The following is a 21,059-nucleotide window of genomic DNA, read 5'->3' as shown; positions in this document are numbered from 1 at the left end:
AGAGCCTGATGACAGCCAACACCGCAAAATCCCGCTATGCATTACCTCATTGGTGACCTTCAGGGCTGCTGCGACGCACTGGCCCGCCTGCTTGAGAAGATCGATTTCTCCCCCTCCCGCGACCGCCTCTACCTATTGGGAGACCTGGTCAACCGCGGCCCTGACTCGCTCACCACGCTGCGCCGCCTGCAATCGCTGGGGGACGCCGCGCAGTGCTTGCTGGGCAACCACGACCTGCATCTGCTGGCCACCGCCGCAGGCGTTCGCGCGCCGCACAAGAGTGACACCCTGGATGCCATCCTGCAGGCCTCCGACCGGGAGCCGCTGCTGGAGTGGCTGCGTCAGCAGCGCGTGGCGATCCAGGCGCAGGGGTGGCTGATGGTGCATGCGGGGGTGGTGCCCCAGTGGGACGCGGACCAGACGTTGGCGCTTGCCGACGAGGTGCATGCCCTGTTGAAAGGTCCGGCGTTGGCGGAGTTCCTGCCGCAGATGTATGGCAACGAGCCGGACCGCTGGTCCGAAGGCCTGGTGGGGGTCGAGCGCCTGCGCTTCATCATCAACGTGCTCACCCGGATCCGCTTCTGCAATGCCAAGGGCAAGCTGGACTTCAAGACCAAGGAAGGCCTCGGCACAGCGCCGGACGGCTATATGCCGTGGTTCGACGTACCGGGACGGCGCACCGCCGGGCAGCCAATCGCCTTTGGCCACTGGTCCACCCTGGGCCTGGTGCAGCGGGATGATCTGCTGGCGCTGGACACCGGCTGCGTCTGGGGTGGCGAGCTCACGGCGGCCCGGGTGTCGGAGGGCAAGGTGCTGGAAATCATCCAGGTGGCTTGCGCTCAAGCAAAGAAGCCGGGGATGGATTGAGAAAGCTTGGCCGCAGTTGCCTCTACAATGCGCGGCTCCTACCGCAGGAAGCGTGGCCGAGCGGTTTAAGGCACTGGTCTTGAAAACCAGCGACGGGGAAACCCGTCCGTGAGTTCGAATCTCACCGCTTCCGCCAAGCTCAATCTTGGTTACTCGTCCAGGCGAACGAACATGCCTGCGAGATGTCGGCCTCCTGACTGTCCGACGCACCCCACATTGAACGGACCGCATGCGGTCCGTTCGCCTTTATGGCCACTTGGGAGTGCCCGTGCATCTGTTGTATCTCGATGAGTCCGGCCACTCTCACGACCCTTCCACCGACTTTTTCGTCCTGGCTGGTTTCAGCATTTTTGAACGCTCAACGCACTGGCTCGAAGCCGCCATCGATCCAATAGCAGCGCGGTTCAATCCCCTGAACCCCGAGGCCATCGAGTTCCACGGCGCTCCCATGCGGGGTGGCAAGGAATACTGGAAAGCCATCGCTCCAGCGCAACGCGCACAAGCAGTGGTGGACATCATCGGCCTGCTGGCAAACCCTCAGCCCAGCAGCACCCCTTCCCGGCGCCGTCTCTGATCACGCCATCGTCAACATCAAACCCGGAACCCAGTGGAACTGGAGTTGGCGCAACAGTTTTGCAGGTGACAGTCACCTCGAACTCAGCAAGCCTGACCATTCCACCTGAGAGTCGCTAGCGTACACGCCCCTAACGTAATGCGTAGCTCAAGCCTGCCTCCTTCACGCCACCCTGCGCAGCATTCCTCGCGAATCCCCGTTTACATGGATAGCGGCCGCACGATCCCCGCGCACAATGTCGGCCAGGGAAAAGACAAGGCGCCCGCAGGCGTCACAGCGAGATATGTCGGAGCAAGCGGCGGAGGTATTGGCCCTCCTGGAGCAAGCCAATGAACTGGCGCGGCTGGGCCAGGGGCAAGAAGCGATTGCGCGTGTGCAGGCGGCGCAAGCCCTGCTGCCGGACGACACCTCGCCCCACCTGACGGCAGAAGCTGAACTCTGCCAGGCCAGCATCGAACTGAGATTGCTGGGCCAGTTCGAAGAAGCGCTCGCCATGGCCCGCCAGGCCGCCCTCCACTTCCAGCAAGCCCGCGAAGCCCATGGCGAATGCCGGGCCCTGGCCACTCAAGCCATTGCGGCCTCACGCCTGGGTTACTACGAAACCGCGCTGGATTGCGCCCTGATGGCGGTCAAGCTCTCCACCCGTTCCGAATCACCCGACGCGCTGAAGGCCCAGGTCGTGGCCTACCAGGCGGTGTCCGTCGCGATGTTCTCTGGCAGGAACTATGCGGATGCGGCCCCCGCCTCCGAGCAGGCCATCGACATCGCCGGCCGCTGCACGCCGCCGCTCGACACCTTCGAACTGCATGTGGATGCGGCCTCCACGGAATCGCTGCGCTACTTCGTGGAACGCGACACCGGAGCCGACCCGCAGGTGCTGGAGCGGATGTCCCGCCACCTGGAGGCGTGCGACAGGATTCAGGCGCTGGGACTGGGCACCCGCAGCATCGGCACGGGCGGCCACACCAACAACTTGCTGATCCATGCGCTCAGCAAGACCCTGTGGCTGGTCTGGCGTCAGGACGAGCCCGCCGCCACGGCGCAACTGGCGGTGTTCAAGGCCATGATCCGCCTTTATCCCCGCCCCTGGCTGGAAGCCGCGTCGGTCTGGGCCGAGGCGGAACTGCTGCGGCTGCGCGGCGACCTGCTGGCCGCCCGTCAACGCAGCGTGGACATGGTGGACATCGCCCTGCGCACCCAGCATGAAACGCTCACCGGCATCGGCCTTCGGCTGCAGGCCCAACTCGCCGAGCTGGTCGGCGATTACCGCGCCGCTGTCGCCGCTCTGCGCAGCCTCGACCGCCGTGAGCAGGAGGCCCGCTCTCGCAGCCTGCGGGGGCGGCTCGCCGTGGTGGAGCGCCAATTCGAACTGCGCCAGCGCAACCTGCAGCTGGATGCGGTTGAAGCCGACCGCAGTCATTTCGCGCGCCTGGCGCTGGAAGACGGCCTGACCGGCCTGCCCAACCGCCGCTGTGCGGAAGAAGAGATCCAGCGCGCCGTGGCCCATGTCACCGAAACCGGTGCCGACCTCTGTGTCGCCATGGTCGACGTCAATGCCTTCAAGCAGATCAACGACAACTTCTCGCACGGGGTGGGTGACCTCGTGCTCAAGAGCATCGGCAGCATCATCCGCAGTTGCGTCCGGGAGCGGGACATTCCGGCGCGGCTCGGCGGCGACGAATTCGTGCTGTTGCTTCGGGATACCCGTGGGCATCAAGCCGAGCAGTTGGCCGAGCGGCTGTCGCAGGCGGTGAGCCAGCATGACTGGTCGTCCGTGCACCCCGGCCTTCAGGTCAGCATCAGCGTGGGTGTGGCGCAGGCCGCCCCTGGCGACACCATGAGCACCGTGATCGACCGAGCCGATGCCGGCATGTATGCCAGCAAGCGGCAACACCAGACCTCGGCAAGATAGCTGCACGGTCACGCTGCAGAGCGGCCCATCTTCACCCCCCTGGCGGACGCACCAGCATCTTCGCCCGCTCACCCCACCGCGGCTCGGCTCGCAGACGCCGCCATAGCTGAATCCAGCCATGCACGGCGATCTTCAACGGGTTGTAGCTGGTGACGGGTTCCGTCAGGCCGTAGCGGATGACCAGGTCCCGCCGCTCCTCGACAAAGGTTCCGAAGAGCCGGTCGAACACGATCAGCACGCCGCCGAAATTGCAGTCCAGGTATTCGTCGTTGGAACCATGGTGCACACGGTGATGGGACGGTGTATTGAAGATCCATTCCAGCGGCCCAAGCCGCGGCATCCAGGCCGCATGAAGCCAGAACTGATAGAGCAGGTTGGCGGCAAGCGCCCCCAGCACCGCCTGTGGCGGGAAACCCAGCCACACCAGCGGGGCGAAGAACAGGCCGGTGCCCGTCAGCTTGCCGGTCCAGCCCAGCCGCAGCGCCGTGCCCAGCGTCAACTGGTTGGGCGAGTGGTGCACACAGTGTGTGGCCCAGAACCAGGCCATGCGGTGCGCGGCCCGGTGGTACCAGTAGTAGCAGAACTCCTGCCCGATGAAGAGCACGGCCAGGGCCACCGGAGCCGCCAATGCGAGGTCACCGCGGCGATGCGCATGTACCCAGGCCAGTGCCGGCACCGTGATCGACAGGCCCAGTGCATCCACGAAGCGCCGACCCAGCACATCCCCCAGCGAAGCAGCAAAGGCACGCCAGTCGTAGCCCTGGCGCCGGACCGTCATCACCACCCCCTCCAGCGCGGCGAGCACCAGTGCGGCCACCAGGGGCCAGAAGAGCCACGGGCCGGCCTCGGAGGGCAGGCTGACTTGCATCAAGGTCATGATCGATAGGCGGTGAGTGGGCAGGCTTGGCGTCTGTCGGGCATCGTCACTTCGCGGCCTTGCACTGGCTCAACTCGCTGGCGTGCGCCTTGAGGCAGGCACGGCGCTTGTCCGCATCCCCGCCTTCAGCACCTTCCGAGACCTCAGCGCCGCACAGTTGGCGCGCCTGGGCCGCACAGTCCTTGGCCTGGCCCATGGCCGTCTTGCAGGCGGTGCTCAATTCCGATTCATGCTGCTTGAGGCATTCGAGCCCCCGGCCGCCGCCCGGACGCACACCGTCACACAACTTCTTGAAGTCGGGGCGGCAGGCCTGCGCCGCCTGACTCGCCATCGGGCTGGCGGCCGCCTCCTTGGCCTGTGCCGTCCACGGGGCCCAGGCCAGGGCGACAGCCAGCATCAGGGCATATTTCTTGGATGGGATTGAATTCATCTGTGGCTCCTTTTGGGGGTGAATCCCCGTTGGTGGATTCCCATTGAACGAGAGACCCCATCCACCTGGCCCACGGCACACGACGAATTGCGACAAGTTTGAAACGTTCGCGTCACACGCCACCGCGCCCCCTAGACTGGCGCCATGAGCAAACCCCGCGTGCTGATCGTTGACGACGACACCGAACTGGCCGAGTTGGTGGCGGAGCTGCTCATGCGGGAAGGCTGGGAGGTCCTGACCACGCTCACCGGCGGAGACGGCGAACGTGCGTTGCGGCAGTGGCAACCGGAGGTGGTGCTGCTGGACGTGATGCTGCCCGACGCCAACGGATTCGATCTATGCCGGCGCTGGCGAAGTGAATGGCCCACCCTGGGGTTGATCATGCTGACGGCGCGCGGCGATCCGCTGGACCGTGTCCTGGGTCTGGAGATCGGCGCCGACGACTATCTGCCCAAGCCCTTCGAGCCTCGCGAACTGGTGGCTCGTGTACGGGCGCTTTTGCGTCGGCAGGCGCCGGGGCTTGCGCAGGGCAGCACCCAGCTGCGGTTCGACAGTCTCACCATTGACCTGCTCAAGCGCGAGGTGCTTGCTGGCAGCCAATCGGTCGCGCTGACCGGCGTGGAATACAAGCTGCTGGTGACCTTGGCCCGAGCACCGGGGCAAGCCCTGGACCGTGAGGCCCTGAGTGAAGCGGTGCAAAGCGGCAGCTACCGCCCGCTGGACCGCACGGTAGATGTGCAGATCGCTCGCCTGAGGCGAAAGTTGGCGGAGGCGGCCCCGGGTCGCGACTGGATCGATACGGTGCGCGGCGAGGGTTATGTCTTTGTGGCCCGCTAGCTGGCGCCAAGCCAGCCTGTTCCAGAGGCTGCTGCTGGTGCAACTGAGCCTGGCACTGGGGCTGGCGGTGGTGGTCGGCCTGCTCTTCTATGTGGAGCGCAACGTCACCGTCGCCACACTGTTTGCCGACCTGTGGGCGCCACGAATGGCCGCTGCGGCAGGCCTGGAGGGCCCGCCCGCAGACCCGCCATCGGACGGGACACTGCTGGTGCTCGTGCGGGCCCAGCCGCCCGAATCCGCGCGACGCACCTCCTTGTTCGCGCCCCGCTTTGTGGCCTTGCGTCAGGTCCTGCGCGGCCACGGCGTCCCCGCCACGGACATCCGGCTGGAACTTGGTCGCCACGAGCCGCGGATCTGGCTGCAAGTGGAGCGGCCGGGCACGACATCCGTGTGGCTGGGCGTCTCGGGCCGGATGGTGGCCCCGGAATGGTCGCGTCGAGCCCTGCTGGCCCTGGTGCTTTGCATGGCCCTGGTGGTGGGGCTGAGTTGGTGGACCGCGCGACGTCTGGCGCAGCCCTTGGAGCAGTTGCGCCAGCGGCTTCAGGCGCAGAAGCCAGGGGCCATGACCGCGCCGGCCCCTGCGCCTTTGCTTCATGCCTGGCCGGAGGTCTCCGCCATTGATGCGGCCTACAGCGAACTGCTGGCGCGCTGGCAGCAGCATGAGCGTGAACGCGCCTTGCTCCTGGCGGGCGTCTCTCATGACCTGCGCAGCCCGCTGGGCAGGATCCGCATGGCGGCGGAACTGCTGCCCCAGGAGCCGGCCATCGAGAAGCGCAAGGCGGCGGTGGTACGCAATGTGGGTGAAGCGGACCGCCTGATCGAGAGTTTTCTCGACTTTGTTCGGTCCGGAGAACTCCCCTGCGAGGACGTCGTGGACCTGGCGGATGCCGCCCGGCGGGTGGTGAACGACCTGGATCGGCCTGCGGAGCAGTTGCAGCTGGAAGCGCCCGACCAACTACTGATGCCAAAGGCCAACCGCCTGCTGGTGGAACGGCTGATCACCAATCTGGTGGAGAACGCGCTCAAGCATGGACGCCCCCCGGTACGCGTGACCTTGACCGGCGCCACGCATGAGTCGATGCGCATGGAGGTTGAAGATGCGGGGGACGGTCTCGACCCTCACCAGCTGGAGGCGTTGCAGGAAGCTTTCCGCCGGGGCGACAGCGCTCGGACGCAAGCCGGCAGCGGCCTGGGCCTGGCCATTGTCCGGCAAGTGGTGGAGAGGCTGGGCGGTGTCCTCAGCTTCGAACGCGAAGCCTCGCGTCAGCGCGTGGTGGTCACCTGGCCGCCAGCGCGCACGCGCTGATTCACATCAGCGACGCGGCGGCCCCCAGTGGCCATCCACCCAGGTACGACGCCCGCCGCGCCAATCCCAGAAGCCCTCGATCCAGATGAAGCCTGCCGTGGGTGGGCCTGCGGCTGCGGGTTCATAGGCTTGGCCATACCCGCTGCTATATCCACCGCCATAGCCGCCACCCCTTGGCCCTCCGCCGTAGCCGCCACCACCACCGTGATAGTGGCCGGGGGGCAGCACAATGCAGCCGCTCAGGGCCGACGCCAGCAGTGGCGCGGCGATCGCATACACAACAATCCGAAGAGCACGCATCTGTCATCTCCTTGGGTTCCTTAGGGAACCTCTGCACGACACCTCGCCTCGCGGGAGTCAGGCAGAAATTCCCTACAGACTCCAACGCCCGCCAAGACCGAGGCGATGACGAATCACCCAGTGCATTACCTGCCCGACATGCAGTAACCAGCTGTGTCCTCAGGGCTTCCCGGCCGCCGGGGCACGACTCATGTCGCCTGCTTGAACGCCATCACCGCCTGGTTTCGCAGCGTCCTCAGCAGCGACAGCTGCTTCTCATCCAGCACCACGCTCCCGGGTTGTGCCTTGTCTGCATAGATCATGGCGAACGGCGCGCCTCTCAACGCCATCGGCAGAATCAGGAAGCTGTGCGCCTTCGCCCCCGACAGGAACCACGCCGGCAGCCGTTCCGCGATCTTGGGCTGTGATGCGTCCGAGATCAGTGTGTCCGCGCCTTTGGTGCAGATGGCGCTGAACAGATCAGCCTGCATCCCGGGCATCACCCGCAGCGGCACCCGAAACAGCGGCACCACTGCCTCCACCCCTTCGCCCAGCCCGAAACGTCCGGTCAGCGTCTCCGTCTTCGGATCCCGCAGGCAGAAGATTACCCGCCGAAATCCCAGCCCGCGGAACATGGTCTCCAGGATCATTCGCAGGATCTCGTTGAGCTTGAAGCTCTCCACCATCGCATTCGTGATGTCCTGAATGCCGGCGGCCAATATCGCCGAGGCCTCTTCCGGAGACAGGGCCCCTGTGGGCAACTCCCCCTGCACCAGGGTCGCCTGCAGTTGATGCGGTGACAGCGTATCTTCCGGCGAAGGCGTCAACGGCGCCAGCAAGCGCTGGGCCGGTGAGCTTTTCGCCAACTGGATGTCCATCGCCTGCGCAAGCTGCGACAACCGCTGCCGCGCCTGGTCTGCGGCCTGCTCAAACGCCTTCGCTTCCACTCCGAGCGCGCGCGAATACCGCTGCGCCATCGCCCGCACCTTGCCGTGGGCTTCCGCCGGATCGCTGTTGAGGATCACGTCCGCCACGTCATTGCTCGCACGCGCCAGCCACCGCATCCGGTCGGCGGAATGCTCCACCAGCTTGGTCGGCGCATCACCATCAGGCCGTTGCATCGTCCGCTGCAGGCTCTCCGGGAAGCCCCACTGCCGGGCCACCCCCAGCCCCAGCGATTCATAACTCAGCCCCAGCACCTGCGACGACGCCGCCCCCTCGCTCACCGGGGGCGCCGCCTTGTCGCCCATGCCGCGCTCCGGCCGCACCAGCTTGCGCACCTGCTGCGCTTCTTCCGGCAGATAGAACTCGGACAGCAGCCGCCCCAGCCCCTGGAACATCGTCGTCAGGAATGACTCCTCGTTCTCCCTGGGCACCAGGCACAGCTCGCGCGCCAGCGAGCCCGCCATCAGCGAGCGCAGGAACTCTTCCTTCAGGCGCTGCGCATGCTGCTTGTTCTCCATGCGCTCCAGCAGCACCAGCGACAAGGCCAGGTTGCGAATACCGCCAAACCCTACCAGCGCCACCGCCCGCGACACGGTGCTGATATGCCCGCCACCCGCATGGCTGAACTGCACCGTGTTCACCAGCCGCAGCAGCTTGTTGGTCAACGCCACGTCCTTGAGGATCTCGTTAGACAGCGTCGTCAGGCTCTCGTTTTCCGATTGCGTCATCCGCTGGATGCGCGCCACCGAATCCGCCATCGCCGGGAAGTCCGAACGGTGGCGCATGCGCCGCAGCAAAAACTCCAGCGTGGCGTTGCCACCGTCACTCACCGCGGCCGCCTCCGTCGCCGGATGCAGCCAGGCCGCCAGCGCGTCATGGAACGCCTTCGCGTCCGGCCAGCGCTGCGAAGCATCACGAGCCAGGCCTCGCAGCAGCACGGCACGCAGTGCGTCGTCCGTGTCCGCCCCGAGATCGGCCGGCGGGTCCAGCTGCTGCTCTGCCACCCGGCGCACCGCGCGCCAGGGATCCGGGTCATAGTTCAAGCGCTGGCCGGAAAGCAACTCGGTCAGCATCACCGCCACGGCGAACACATCCATGCCGGCAGACGCCGGCTCACCCCGCGCCGCTTCCGGCGAGATATAGCCCGGCGTGCCCACGATGCGGTTGCTCGGCGCCGATGCGGCGGGCCCGGTCAGCCGCGCCGCAATGCCGAAGTCCATCACGCGGGGCCGCCCCTGGGCATCCAGCATCACGTTGGAAGGTTTCAGGTCGCGGTGGACCACGCCCGCCTGGTGCGCCGCCTGCAGGCCGTCCAACACCCCCAGCATCAAGCTCACCGCATCCCGCGCGGGCAGCCGCCCGCGCTGCCGCAGGTGCTCGCCAAGCGTCCCCCCGGCCACGTATTCAAAGACCATGTAGGCCTGACCGTTCTCCAGGTCGGCCTCGAACACCGGCACGATATTCGGGTGGGTCAGCCGGCTCACGGCCCGGGCTTCATGCAGCCACGCATCCACGCTGGCCCGGTCGGCCCCTTGCGTCAGCACCTTCACCGCGACCTCGCGGTCCAGGCGCGGGTCATGCGCCAGCCACACCAGGGACTGCGCGCCGCGGCCCAGGCTGCGCAGTGGCTTGAAGCGCCCGACGGCGGGCGGCATGGGCGTCATGGGGAGTCCTTGCCCGGCACCGGTCGGCCAGCCGGACGGGCGCCGGCTGACGTGGTTGTCTGTTCCGCCCGCTCGCGCAGGCGAGAACGCGGCGCAGCCGTCGCGGCGGCGCCCACCCGAGGATCACTCACCCCTGCGGGCGGCTCCCCCTCCGCCTGGGCCGTCCCCAGGGCGTCATAGATTTCCCGCAGGCCCAGGTTGAGGGCGCGAGCGTAACGGCGCGTGGCCAATTCGATGGCGGTCTGACGCTTGCGCTCGGGCAGTCCCAGCGCGTCGATCAGTTCATTGGCCAGGCTGCAGGTCAGGCGCAGGATCTCGGTGTCGCCTTCGGCGTTGCGCACTGGTGTTTCCTGAGGCTGCCGGCGCATCATGTGCTGCAGCTCCTCACCCAGGCCCCAATAACGCGCCACGGCCAGCCCCAGGCTCTCCAGATCACACCCCAGCACGGCGTACGCAGCGCCCTGCTCCGTCATGCCACGTGGGTTGGGATGTTCTTCCGTCGGCTCCGGGGCCACCATCAACTGGCGGATCTGCTGGGCATCGTCCGGGAAGTGGTACTGCACCAGCAGCCGGCCCAGGTTCTGCATCAGGTTGATCAGATAAACCACTTCACCGTCATATCCGGCTGGCCGCAAGGCCTGCGCCACCTCGCCGGCGCGCTGCACCCGGCGCAGCAGGCTCTGCATGAAGGTGGCCTGGGCCTCGTTCATCGGGCCCGGCCAGGGCTTGAGCGCGCGGGCGGCGTCTTCCAGCCCGTTCAGACCCATCATGGCAATGGCGCGCTGCATGTTCAGCACCGTGCCGCCGCTGTTCTGATGGCCCTGCTGACGCAGCGCGTTGTTGACGCGGCGCAGCAATTCCAGGGTCAGCGCCATGTCCTTGAGCGCCAATGCTGCCAGTTCGCTCGCGTGCTGCGACGCCATCGCCGCGGACATCGCGGTGGACACCAACCGCGTGGTGGTGCTGGGCAGATGGCCGAAGCGCTGCATCTTGTCCTTGAGCAGGGCGATCGGACCGCCGTCGTCCTGCTCGGCAGACAGGCGCCAGCCATCCAGCGCCCGCCAGAAGCTGCGGGCCTGGTGGTAGCGCTGGCGCGCCTGGCGGTCCGTGGCCCGGTTGACGATGGCACGCAAGGGTTCCGGGATGGGGTAAGGCGTTTCCCACCCCATGCGCACCAGTTCCTGCCCTTGCGGCTGCATGCGTTGCAGCACCTGGCGCAGGTCCGCCTCATCCAGCACGGGCTTGCCTGACAGCAAGCGGTGCAGCACCAGGCCGATGGCTACGACGTCCTCTTCCGCAGACTCGCGCGCGGCGCGGCGGGTGGCATTGAAATCGGCATCCGCCGGCAGGGTCTCCTGCGCCACTTCCAGACCGATCACCCGGACATGGTCGCCCTGGTCGATCAGCAGGTGGGCGAGCTGGATGTCCCGGTGCGCGTGGCCGGCTTCGTGCGCGAAGGCCAAACCCTCCAGCGCCTGCGCCACCCATTGGGCGGCATCCAGCGGCAACGGGGCACCACGGGCGATACGCTCTTCCAGGGTTTCACCCAGGGCCCGGTCATAGGTCACATAGGGCCAGGGATCGACCCGGCCCGCTTCCACCACGTGACCCAGATTCGGATGGTGGATGCGCGACGCGGCATCCATGGTCTTGAGCCACTGCAGCATCGCCGCCTCGGTGGCCGGCTTCTCGCGCGGCACCATGAGCAGCATTTCCTGGCTGTGGTGTGTATCAAACACCAGCCAGAGCATGCTGCGCTGGCTCTTGTGCAGCAGCGCGCGGAGCTCGAAGCGGCCAAAGCGCCGCATCGGGGCAGCAGTGGAGGTGGTGGTTGTCTCAGACACGCGATGTTGTGTGGCGCCCAGCCTGGTCCAGGGGCCACTGTCCTTATGTGGTTGCGATTGGACAGAAAACCCGTAGTCCTCGCTTGTAGAAGTAGGGTGGATTTTCCTCTCAGTTTTGTAACTGTGCCCACACCTTTTCCAGGCGCTTGACGCTGACAGGCTGCGGCGTTCGCAGCTCTTGTGCAAAAAGGCTCACCCTGAGCTCCTCCAGCTGCCACCGGAAATCATCCAGGCGGGCATCCGGCGTCCCCTTGCGCTCCACCAGCCGGCGCTGCCAGCGCTGTTCCAGGGGCTTGAGTTCGGTCATGAGCTTGGCGTCGCGGGCGGCGTCAGTGCGGAACTTGTCCAGCCGCAAGGTGATGGCCTTCAGGTAACGCGGGTAATGCTGCAGCTGCGCCCAGGGCGTCTGCAGCACGAAGCGCTTGGGCATGAGCCGCTGGAACTGCGCCTGGATGTCCTCCACCACGTCCTTGGGCGCGGAGCGCGTGTCCTTGAGCTTGCGCAGCGCTGCCTGGTACTCCAGCAGCACGCTGTAGGCCAGCCGCGCCACTTCCTGGGCAATCAGGTTCAGTCGCGCGCGCCCTTCTTCCAGCCGGGCCTTGAACTTGAATTCGTCCACCGGCAGCGGGTCGCCCAGGAAGGCCCGGTCCAGGGCCACGGCAATGATCTGGTCACGCAACTCCTCATTGGTGCCCAGGCTCATGAAGGCCACGGCCATGGCCTGCAGGTCAGGGATGTTCTTTTCCAGGTACTTCAGCGGCTCCTTGAGCTGCAGCGCGATCAGGCGGCGCAGGCCGGCGCGGTGGCGGGCAGCGGCCAATTCGGGCTCGTCGAACACCTCGATCTCGACGTGGGTGTTGCGGTCGATCAGGGCCGGGAAGCCGATCAGGGTCTGCGGGCCGCGCTTGATCTCCATCAGTTCCGGCAGCTCGCCGAAAGTCCAGTTGGTGTAAGTCTTGGTCGCGTCAGCCGCCGCTGCGGCGGATGGCGGGGGCACCACCGTGGCCCGGATGCCACCATGGCGGCCACTGCCTCCGCTGCGCCCAGCGCCCTCAGCATGGCGGTCGCCCCGTCCGTGGCCGACGTCAGCCGGCCGCTGCAGGTTGTCCGCGGATGCTGTCGCAGTGGATGCCACCGTCGATGCCGCAGGCACGCCCTCGTGTGCAGCCGCATCCGCGCCTTGCATCTTGAGCGTCGCCAATGCCTGGAAGGCGGAGCGGGCCTGTCCGCCCAGTTCCGCCTTCAGTGCGGCCAGGTTGCGGCCCTGACCCAGTTGCCGCCCATGCTCATCCACCACGCGGATGTTCATGAACAGGTGGGCCTGCAACTGCTCCAGCTTGAAGTCATTGCGCTGGATGGCCAGTTGCGTACGCTCCTTCACCGCCTTGAGCAGCACATCCAGCAGGCCGCCCTGGGCGAACGGGGTGAGCTCGACGAACTCCCGCACGAAGTCCGGCAACGGCGTCAGCCGGGCCCGAGGCTTCTGATGCAGGCTCTTGAGCAGCGCCAGCACCTTCGCTTCGACCATGCCGGGCACCAGCCATTCGGTGCGATCGTCATTGACCTGGTTGAGCGCGTAGATGGGAACCGTGACGGTCACACCATCCCGCGCATCGCCCGGTTGATGCAGGTAGGTGACGCTGCAATCGACGCCGCCCAGCCGCACGGTCTTGGGGAAGGCGTTGCTGGTCACACCCGCCGCCTCGTGGCGCATCAGCTCCTCACGGTTGAGCTGCAGCAGGCGCGGGTTGGCCTTGCTGGCCTCGCGCCACCATTTCTCCAGTGTGGCGCCGGAGCACACATCGGCCGGCAGGTGCTCGTCGTAATAGGCGTAGATGAGCTCGTCGTCCACCAGCACGTCCTGCCGGCGGGACTTGTGTTCCAGCTCCTCCACCTTGGCGATCTGCTTCTGGTTGTGGGCCAGGAAGGGCAGCCGCGTCTCCCAGTCGCCATTGACCAGGGCCTCGCGAATGAAGATCTCGCGCGCTGCCGCCGGGTCCACCCGCCCGAAGTTCACCCGGCGGTTGTTGTAGATGACGATGCCGTAGAGCGTGGCCCGCTCCAGCGCGATCACCTCGGCAGCCTTCTTCTCCCAGTGCGGCTCCAGCATCTGGGTCTTGATCAGGTGGCCAGCAATGCCGGGCAGCCACTGCGGTTCGATGGCGGCAATGCCACGGCCGAACAGCCGGGTGGTGTCCACCAGCTCTGCCGCCACAATCCAGCGGCCCGGCTTCTTGCTCAGGTGCGCACCCGGGTGGCGCCAGAACTTGATGCCCCGTGCGCCCAGATACCAGTCGTCGTCATCGGCCTTGCAGCCGATGTTGCCCAGCAGCCCGGCCAGCATGGACAGGTGAACCTGCTCATAGGTGGCCACCGCCCCATTCAGGCGCCAGCCCAGCTCGGCCACCACGGTGTGGAGCTGGGAATGGATGTCGCGCCACTCCCGCACGCGGCGCGGACTCACGAAGTTGTCCCGCAGCAGTTGCTCATGGCGGCGGTTGCTGAGCTTGTGCACACGGGGCGCCTGGCCGTCGGGCGTGTGGGCATCGCCCTCACCCGGGCCGCTGCCGCGCGATTCGCCCAGCCACTTCCAGAGCTTGAGGTAGCCCATGAACTCGGAGCGCTCGTCGTCGAACTTCTTGTGCTTCTCGTCGGCGGACTGCGCCTGCTCCATCGGCCTGTCGCGGACATCCTGGCCGGAGAGCGCGCTGGCGATGATCAGCACCTCGGTCAGCGCATCACGCTTGCGGGCTTCCAGAATCATCCGTCCCACACGGGGGTCCAGCGGCAGGCGGCACAGTTCCTCGCCAATGGCGGTCAACTCGTTGCGCTCGTCCACCGCGCCGAGTTCCGCCAGCAACTGGTAGCCATCGGCCACCGCCTTGCGCGGCGGGGGTTCGATGAAGGCGAAGTCCTCCACCTGACCAAGTCGCAGGGCCTTCATGCGCAGGATCACCCCCGCGAGCGAACTGCGCAGGATCTCGGGGTCGGTGAAGCGCGGGCGGGCGAGGAAGTCTTTCTCGTCATACAGCCGCACGCAGATGCCGTTGCTGACCCGCCCGCAGCGGCCGGCGCGCTGGTTGGCGGCGGCCTGGCTGATGGACTCGATCTGCAGTTGCTCCACCTTGTTGCGGTAGCTGTAGCGCTTGACCCGCGCCAGCCCCGGGTCCACCACATAGCGAATGCCAGGCACCGTCAGTGAGGTTTCCGCCACGTTGGTGGCCAGCACGATGCGCGGCTGGCCGTGGGGCTGGAACACACGGTCCTGCTCCTGCTGGGAGAGGCGGGCAAACAGCGGCAGCACCTCCACACCGGGCGGATGATGCTTGCGCAGGGCCTCCGCCGCCTCGCGGATCTCGCGCTCGCCAGGCAGGAAGACCAGCACGTCGCCGGAGCCTTCGCGCCAGAGCTCGTCCACGGCGTCGCAGATGGCGTCGCTGAGGTCGTGATCGCGGGATTCCTCGAAGGGGCGGTAGCGCTGCTCCACCGGGAACAGGCGCCCGGAGACCATGATGACCGGGGCCGGCACGGCGGGGGCCGCAGGCGTGGCGGGCGCTGCGAAATGCTGGGCAAAGCGGTCGGCGTCGATGGTCGCCGAGGTCACGATGACCTTCAGATCCGGCCGGCGCGGGAGGATCTCTCGCAGGTAACCCAGCAGGAAGTCGATGTTGAGGCTGCGCTCGTGCGCCTCGTCGATGATCAGCGTGTCATAGGCCTTGAGCAGCGGGTCGGTCTGGGTTTCCGCCAGCAAGATGCCGTCGGTCATCAGCTTGACCGACGCGCCGGGCGACAGCCGGTCCTGGAAACGCACCTTGTAGCCCACCACATCCCCCAGCGGGGACCTGAGCTCCTCGGCAATGCGCTTGGCGACGCTGGAGGCGGCGATCCGGCGCGGCTGGGTGTGGCCGATCAGACCGCCGCCGTTGCCGCGCCCGCGCCCCATGGCCAGTGCGATCTTGGGCAACTGGGTGGTCTTGCCCGAGCCGGTCTCCCCGCACACGATGACGACCTGATGGTTCGCCAGCGCTTGCATGATCTCTTCCCGCCGGCCGGAGACCGGCAGCGATTCGGGAAACTCGATGGGCGGGATGGGCGTGGCCGGTGCACGGGCTGAGCCTCGGCGCTCCAAACTGCGCTCGGGACTACGTTCCTGGTTGCGCTCTGCCCTGGGCGCCGCACTACCGTGCGGATTGCGCTCCGGATTGCGCTCCGGACTACGAGCTTGGCGGCCTTCGGGACGGCGACCGGCGCGGGATGGGGGGGAGGAATTGTTTTGACTCACGGGGCGCGCATTATCCGTCCCCGGGCTCACCCGTTCCGTTCGCCGGGCCGCCATCCCCCACCACCGCCCGCTTCAAGCGGCCGGCGCGCTATACGTAATGATGTTCAGCACCGCCCCCTGGGGGTCTCGGATGGTCGCCATGCGCCCCACCGTCGGGATCTCGATGACCGGCATGAGGATGCTGCCACCCAGTTGCTGCACCTGGGCCACCGTCGCGTCCACGTCGTCCACCGTCACGTAGCAGCCCCAGGTGGGGGGCATGGGCTCGCCCTTCGGGCTGGCGGCCAGGCCACCCACCGCCACGTCGCCCACCTTGGCGACGCGGTACACCCCGGCCGCCGGGTCACCGGCCATCGGCATGGCCTCCAGTTTCCAGCCGAACAGGCTGCCGTAGAAGGCAGCCGCCTTCTCGGGGTCCGTGGTCATGAGTTCCGACCAGCTGAAAGCCCCATGGGTCTTGAAGACATCCATTGCTCGCTCCGATGCGTTTGGGAGACACCCCATGCTCGCGCGCGGCTGTGCGCCCGGCAAGTGGCCACAAACCCGTGTACGGGGGACAGGCTGCGGCACAATTCGCGCCCATGAGCCTGGTCTTCCCCCATACCTTCGTCCCGTGGTTCCGCGCGGTGGCACCTTATATCCATGCGTACCGTGGCGAGACCTTCGTCGTGGGCATGACGGGGGAACTGATCGCGGCCGGCAAGCTCAACAGCTTTGTCCAGGATCTGGCCATCATGCATGCCATGGGCATCAAGATCGTGCTGGTGCATGGTTTTCGCCCTCAGGTCAATGAACAGCTGGCGGCCAAGGGGCATCCGGCCCTGTACAGCCACGGTATGCGCATCACCGATGCCATCACGCTGGATTGCGCCCAGGAAGCTGCTGGCCAGTTGCGGTTTGAAATCGAAGCAGCCTTCTCGCAAGGTTTGCCCAACACCCCGATGGCCAATTCCACCGTTCGGGTGGTTTCAGGTAATTTCCTGACGGCTCGCCCCGTGGGCATCGTGGATGGGGTGGATTTCAAGCACAGCGGCATCGTCCGTCGCGTGGATGCCGCGGCCATTCAGCGCGCCATTGATATTGGGGCCATCGTGCTGATGTCCCCCTTTGGTTTCTCCCCCACAGGGGACGCCTTCAATTTGATGATGGAAGATGTGGCCACCGCCACGGCCATTGCCCTGCAGGCGGACAAGCTGCTGTTCATGACCGAAGTGGACGGCGTGCAGGAAAATCCGGAAGATCCCGAAAGCGGTATCGACACCGAATTGACCCTGGCCGACGCCAAACGGCTGCTCACCAAGTTGCCGCGTCCCACCCAACCCACCGATGTGGCGTTCTACCTGCAACACTGCGTACGGGCCTGCGAAGCCGGTGTGGAACGTAGCCACATCCTGCCTTTTGCCGTCGATGGCGCCTTGCTGCAGGAGGTCTATACCCACGATGGCATTGGCACCATGGTGGTGGACGAGAAACTCGAAAGCCTGCGCGAAGCCACCCATGACGATATTGGCAGCCTGATCGCCCTGATCGAGCCATTTGAACGTGATGGCACCCTGGTGAAGCGAGACCGCAGCGAAATCGAGCGCGACATCGAGTCCTATACCGTCATCGAACACGACGGCGTGATTTTCGGCTGCGCCGCACTGCATCCCTACCAGGAAGCCCGCACGGCCGAAATGGCCGCCCTGACCGTGTCCAGCGCGGTTCAGGGTCAGGGGGACGGGGAGCGCCTGCTCAAGCGCATTGAGCAACGCGCCCGCTCCATGGGCCTGACCAGCATCTTTGTGCTGACCACCCGCACGATGCACTGGTTCATCAAACGCGGTTTCCAGCCGGTGGACCCGGATTGGCTGCCCGAGGAACGCAAGCGCAAATACAACTGGGACCGTCGCTCCCAGGTGCTGGTCAAAAAATTGACCTGATCTGGCGATTTATTCCGGTGGCGGCAATTGCCTGCCACCATCCCTGACAACGTTTGAGATAGAGGTTTGAAATGGCTCGTATGGTGCAGTGCGTTTATCTGAAGAAGGAAGCCGAGGGCATGGACTTCCCCGCCTACCCCGGCGAACTCGGCAAGCGCATCTATGAAAATGTTTCAAAGGAAGCCTGGGCGGCCTGGATGAAGCACCAGACCATGCTCGTCAACGAAAACCGCCTGAATCTGGCGGACCAACGCGCACGGCAATACCTCGCCCGCCAGATGGAGCAGTTCTTCTTCGGCGGCGGCGCGGAACAACCTGCCGGTTATGTTCCGCCTGCGGCTTGATTTCAATGACATTGACGGGTAGGCAAACAGTCAACAGTTGCCAGGATTGTCAAAGTACGCAATAACCCCCTTGCGGAGTTATTCATAAGGCTGCATATAATGGCCCATGCCCTTTTCGGGCTTTGGCTGTTGAACCTTGTGAGGAATTGCATAAATGGCATCGCTCAAAGATCTGTTGGCCCAACGGGCCGCGCTTGAACAGCAAATCGCGGAAACCCAGGAGCGTGAACGCGCCGACGCGATTGCCAAAGTGAAGTCGCTGATGTCCGAATATGGACTGAATGTGGCGGACCTGACGGCCCGTGCTGCCAAGACCAGCGGGGCCAAGGCCTCCAAGGTGGCCGCGAAGTACCGCAATCAAGCCACCGGAGAAACCTGGAGCGGCCGCGGCCTGCAGCCGAAGTGGCTGAAGGCAGCCATCGCCAACGGCGCCAAGCTGGAAGAGTTCGCGCTGTAATCGGCGGATCGAACAGACCAGGCGGGTGATAACGCCCGGCACTGGCGCTTGGCATTAGCGCCGCCCACCGCGCGGCGCCCCGTCAAAAAAGCCACTTGAGGCAACTCGAGTGGCTTTTGTCATTTCCACACCAGACCGGGTGCTCCAGGCCCGGCTTGACTGCTCACGTAAACTGACCAAGTGATCCCACCGGGCTTTATTCAGGACCTGCTCTCGCGCATCGACATCGTCGAGGTCGTGTCCCGTCACGTCGATCTGAAGAAGGCGGGCATCAACCACAAGGGTCTGTGCCCGTTCCACGGGGAGAAATCCCCCAGTTTCATCGTCAGCCCGTCCCGGCAGACCTATCACTGTTTTGGCTGCGGCGTTCACGGCAACGCCGTGGGCTTCCTGATGGAGCATCTGGGTATCGGCTTTATAGACGCCGTACGGGACCTGGCCCAGCAGACTGGCATGCAGGTGCCGGAAGATGAGCGCAGCCCGGCTGAACGAGAGCGGGAAAAGGTGGTCAAGCAGCGTCAGGCCACCCTGACGGAGGTACTGGCCAAGGCGAGCCAGCACTATCGGCAGCAGCTCAAGACCAGCCCGCGTGCCATCGATTACCTCAAGGGCCGAGGCCTGACCGGGCAGATCGCCGCGCAGTTCGGCCTGGGTTACTCGCCCGAAGGCTGGCGTACCCTGGCCAGTGCCTTCCCGGCCTATGACGACCCGCTGCTGGTGGAAGCCGGCATGGTCATTCTCCAGGAAGACCCCGGCAAGAGCGACGCCGAACAGCGCCGCTATGACCGATTCCGGGACCGGATCATGTTCCCCATCCGCAACGTGCAGGGCGATGTGATTGGCTTCGGCGGCCGGGTGCTGGACAAGGGGGAGCCCAAATACCTGAACTCGCCGGAGACGCCGGTATTCAGCAAGGGCAAGGAGTTGTACGGGCTGTATGAGGCCCGGCCAGACATGCGCCGACGCGGCTATGCGCTGGTGGTGGAAGGCTACATGGACGTGGTGGCACTGGCCCAGAGCGGCTTCGGCAATGCTGTCGCGACCCTGGGCACGGCCTGCACCCAGGACCATGTCCAGAAACTCTTCCGCTTCACCGAGTCGGTGGTGTTCAGCTTCGACGGCGACGCCGCCGGCCGCCGCGCTGCGGGCCGCGCGATGGAAGCGGCCCTGCCCCACGCCACCGAGACCCGCAGCATCAAATTCCTGTTCCTGCCCCAGGAACACGACCCCGATTCCTACGTACGCGAATTGGGCGCGGACGCTTTTGAACGCTGTGTGGAGCAGGCCATTCCGCTCTCCCGGCAACTGATGGACAGCACGGCCGACGGCTGCGACCTGGGCAGCCCTGAAGGCCGCGCCCGGATGCTGACCAACGCGCGCCCGCTCTGGGCCGCCCTGCCCGATGGCCTGCTCAAGCGCCAGTTGCTCGGTGAGCTGGCACGCCGAGCGCAACTGCCGGATCAGGAACTGATGTCGCTGTGGCAGGCCAGCACCGGCACCCCCCGCGCACGGGGAGAGCGCACCGAGCGTCCGGCCCGCGCCACGGCGCATGGCGAGGCCTCGGGCCACGCGCCGCACTTTGACGATATCCCCGCCTCCGCCTATGGCGACGAAGGCGACTTCCATGGCGAGCACCACGACATCGCGCCCCCGCCCGATGCCTATGGCCACGCCAGTGCCCCCGCCCCCAGCTGGGCGCCGCGCCAGGACAGCGGCGGTTCTCCCGGGTTCAAGGGCCAGGGCGACTTCAAGGGCAAAGGTGGCGGCAAGGGCGGCAAATGGGGCGACTGGAAGCGACGCGAACAGGACCCCACCATCGGCATGCCGCGCAAGGCGCCACCCGCGCCGATGGACCACGCCGTGCGCATGCTGCTGCTGCATGGCGAACTCTGGAACGTGCTGAGCGAGCAGGATCTGCAGCTCCTGCATGAACTGCCCGCAGAGCACGGGCAACTCATTGCCTGGCTGGAGCGCTTCATGATGGATCACGGCCCAAGCCCATGGGCCGTTCTGCAGATCGCCCTTGTGGAAGCGGACCAGCTGGAATTGGCTCAGCGCGTCTGCGGTGGTCCGCTATCCGCACCGCCAGCGGACGAAGCCGCGCAGGACGAATTCCGTCACGTCATGCGCAAGCTCTGGATTGTTCGGCTGGAACAGGAGGCCTCATCGATCGCCGCCAGCAAGGCCCCTGACATTGGCAAATTGAAGCTAATTCGCCGTCAAATTGAGGAATTGAAGGCCGTTTAAACGGCGTCTTTTGACCATTGCATCAGACTGGTGGATAATCCACGGTTTTCGCGCGTCAAGAGTGACGGCAGCACCAACCGGTCCCCGGCCCCCCACTGACCCTGGGCAATTAAAAAGTGGCCACCTTTTACCGCTTGCGCTGCAACTCCAAACGATCACGCTAGCCTTCACGCGCAACCTTGAGCTGGTGGGGAGACCCCCCACATAAGGCTCAAGGCCAGAGATCGAGCCGCCTGGGCTCGCCGCACCGCCCCCGAGCGGTTGCCGGTGAT

16 protein-coding genes and 1 tRNA gene are annotated in these 21,059 nt (G+C 65.9%); 10 read left to right on the top strand and 7 right to left on the bottom strand.

Annotation, left to right across the window (positions count from 1 at the left end):
• The first annotated feature begins 36 nt into the window (after positions 1–36).
• The 4 genes from BMY53_RS19275 to BMY53_RS19260 all read left to right on the top strand — a co-directional run bounded on the left by BMY53_RS19275 (position 37) and on the right by BMY53_RS19260 (position 3,353).
• Complete coding sequence (locus BMY53_RS19275) at positions 37–867, top strand: symmetrical bis(5'-nucleosyl)-tetraphosphatase (RefSeq protein WP_092948114.1); 831 nt, start codon at positions 37–39, stop codon at positions 865–867.
• 46 nt (positions 868–913) lie between these two features.
• A tRNA-Ser gene (locus BMY53_RS19270) sits at positions 914–1,003 on the top strand.
• 132 nt (positions 1,004–1,135) lie between these two features.
• On the top strand, positions 1,136–1,441 hold the full coding sequence (locus tag BMY53_RS19265) for a DUF3800 domain-containing protein (protein WP_143074148.1): 306 nt from the start codon (positions 1,136–1,138) through the stop codon (positions 1,439–1,441).
• 283 nt (positions 1,442–1,724) lie between these two features.
• The gene (locus BMY53_RS19260) at positions 1,725–3,353 is read left to right on the top strand and encodes a tetratricopeptide repeat-containing diguanylate cyclase (RefSeq protein WP_177200960.1); all 1,629 of its coding nucleotides are present in this window, start codon (positions 1,725–1,727) and stop codon (positions 3,351–3,353) included.
• Between the two features lie 31 nt (positions 3,354–3,384).
• Here the strand turns inward: BMY53_RS19260 and BMY53_RS19255 are convergent, their stop codons facing one another.
• Both BMY53_RS19255 and BMY53_RS19250 read right to left on the bottom strand, forming a co-directional pair.
• Positions 3,385–4,230 (bottom strand): sterol desaturase family protein, encoded by an 846-nt coding sequence (locus tag BMY53_RS19255; protein WP_092948111.1) that lies wholly within the window; start codon positions 4,228–4,230, stop codon positions 3,385–3,387.
• Between the two features lie 46 nt (positions 4,231–4,276).
• Positions 4,277–4,660: a cysteine rich repeat-containing protein gene (locus BMY53_RS19250; RefSeq protein WP_092948110.1), complete on the bottom strand. Its 384-nt coding sequence runs from the start codon at positions 4,658–4,660 to the stop codon at positions 4,277–4,279.
• 144 nt (positions 4,661–4,804) lie between these two features.
• On the opposite strand from BMY53_RS19250, the gene BMY53_RS19245 reads away from it, so the two are divergent.
• A complete protein-coding gene (locus tag BMY53_RS19245) occupies positions 4,805–5,497 on the top strand; it encodes a response regulator transcription factor (protein WP_092948109.1) in 693 nt (230 codons plus the stop codon).
• Positions 5,478–6,803 (top strand): ATP-binding protein, encoded by a 1,326-nt coding sequence (locus BMY53_RS19240; protein ID WP_092948108.1) that lies wholly within the window; start codon positions 5,478–5,480, stop codon positions 6,801–6,803. Before BMY53_RS19245 ends, BMY53_RS19240 begins: the two co-directional genes overlap by 20 nt.
• A gap of 6 nt (positions 6,804–6,809) precedes the next feature.
• Here BMY53_RS19240 and BMY53_RS19235 read toward each other — a convergent pair whose 3' ends face one another.
• The 5 genes from BMY53_RS19235 to BMY53_RS19215 all read right to left on the bottom strand — a co-directional run bounded on the left by BMY53_RS19235 (position 6,810) and on the right by BMY53_RS19215 (position 16,288).
• Positions 6,810–7,103, bottom strand: coding sequence for a YXWGXW repeat-containing protein (locus BMY53_RS19235; RefSeq protein ID WP_092948107.1), 294 nt, complete (start codon positions 7,101–7,103; stop codon positions 6,810–6,812).
• Between the two features lie 188 nt (positions 7,104–7,291).
• Entirely contained in the window at positions 7,292–9,691 is a 2,400-nt protein-coding gene (locus BMY53_RS19230) for a serine/threonine protein kinase (RefSeq protein WP_092948106.1), read from the bottom strand.
• Positions 9,688–11,535: a serine/threonine protein kinase gene (locus BMY53_RS19225; protein ID WP_143074147.1), complete on the bottom strand. Its 1,848-nt coding sequence runs from the start codon at positions 11,533–11,535 to the stop codon at positions 9,688–9,690. The genes BMY53_RS19230 and BMY53_RS19225 overlap by 4 nt, the downstream gene beginning before the upstream one ends.
• Positions 11,536–11,644: 109 nt before the next feature.
• Positions 11,645–15,871, bottom strand: a complete 4,227-nt coding sequence (gene hrpA, locus BMY53_RS19220) for an ATP-dependent RNA helicase HrpA (protein ID WP_092948104.1) — start codon at positions 15,869–15,871, stop codon at positions 11,645–11,647.
• An 18-nt stretch (positions 15,872–15,889) separates the two neighbouring features.
• Complete coding sequence (locus BMY53_RS19215; RefSeq protein WP_092948103.1) at positions 15,890–16,288, bottom strand: VOC family protein; 399 nt, start codon at positions 16,286–16,288, stop codon at positions 15,890–15,892.
• Positions 16,289–16,398: 110 nt separating this feature from the next.
• On the opposite strand from BMY53_RS19215, the gene argA reads away from it, so the two are divergent.
• The 4 genes from argA (at position 16,399) to dnaG (ending at position 20,787) form a co-directional block, all read left to right on the top strand.
• The gene (argA, locus tag BMY53_RS19210; protein ID WP_092948102.1) at positions 16,399–17,739 is read left to right on the top strand and encodes an amino-acid N-acetyltransferase; all 1,341 of its coding nucleotides are present in this window, start codon (positions 16,399–16,401) and stop codon (positions 17,737–17,739) included.
• 71 nt (positions 17,740–17,810) lie between these two features.
• The gene (locus tag BMY53_RS19205; RefSeq protein WP_092948101.1) at positions 17,811–18,083 is read left to right on the top strand and encodes an oxidative damage protection protein; all 273 of its coding nucleotides are present in this window, start codon (positions 17,811–17,813) and stop codon (positions 18,081–18,083) included.
• 154 nt (positions 18,084–18,237) lie between these two features.
• Entirely contained in the window at positions 18,238–18,540 is a 303-nt protein-coding gene (locus tag BMY53_RS19200; protein ID WP_092948100.1) for an H-NS histone family protein, read from the top strand.
• Positions 18,541–18,720: 180 nt separating this feature from the next.
• On the top strand, positions 18,721–20,787 hold the full coding sequence (gene dnaG / locus BMY53_RS19195; RefSeq protein ID WP_092948099.1) for a DNA primase: 2,067 nt from the start codon (positions 18,721–18,723) through the stop codon (positions 20,785–20,787).
• The last annotated feature ends 272 nt before the right edge of the window (positions 20,788–21,059 follow it).

The sequence above is a fragment of the Roseateles sp. YR242 genome (assembly GCF_900109745.1).
Classification (GTDB): domain Bacteria; phylum Pseudomonadota; class Gammaproteobacteria; order Burkholderiales; family Burkholderiaceae_C; genus Roseateles.
Note: the sequence above shows the minus strand (reverse complement) of the source record. Positions and strands in the feature narration are given on the sequence as shown.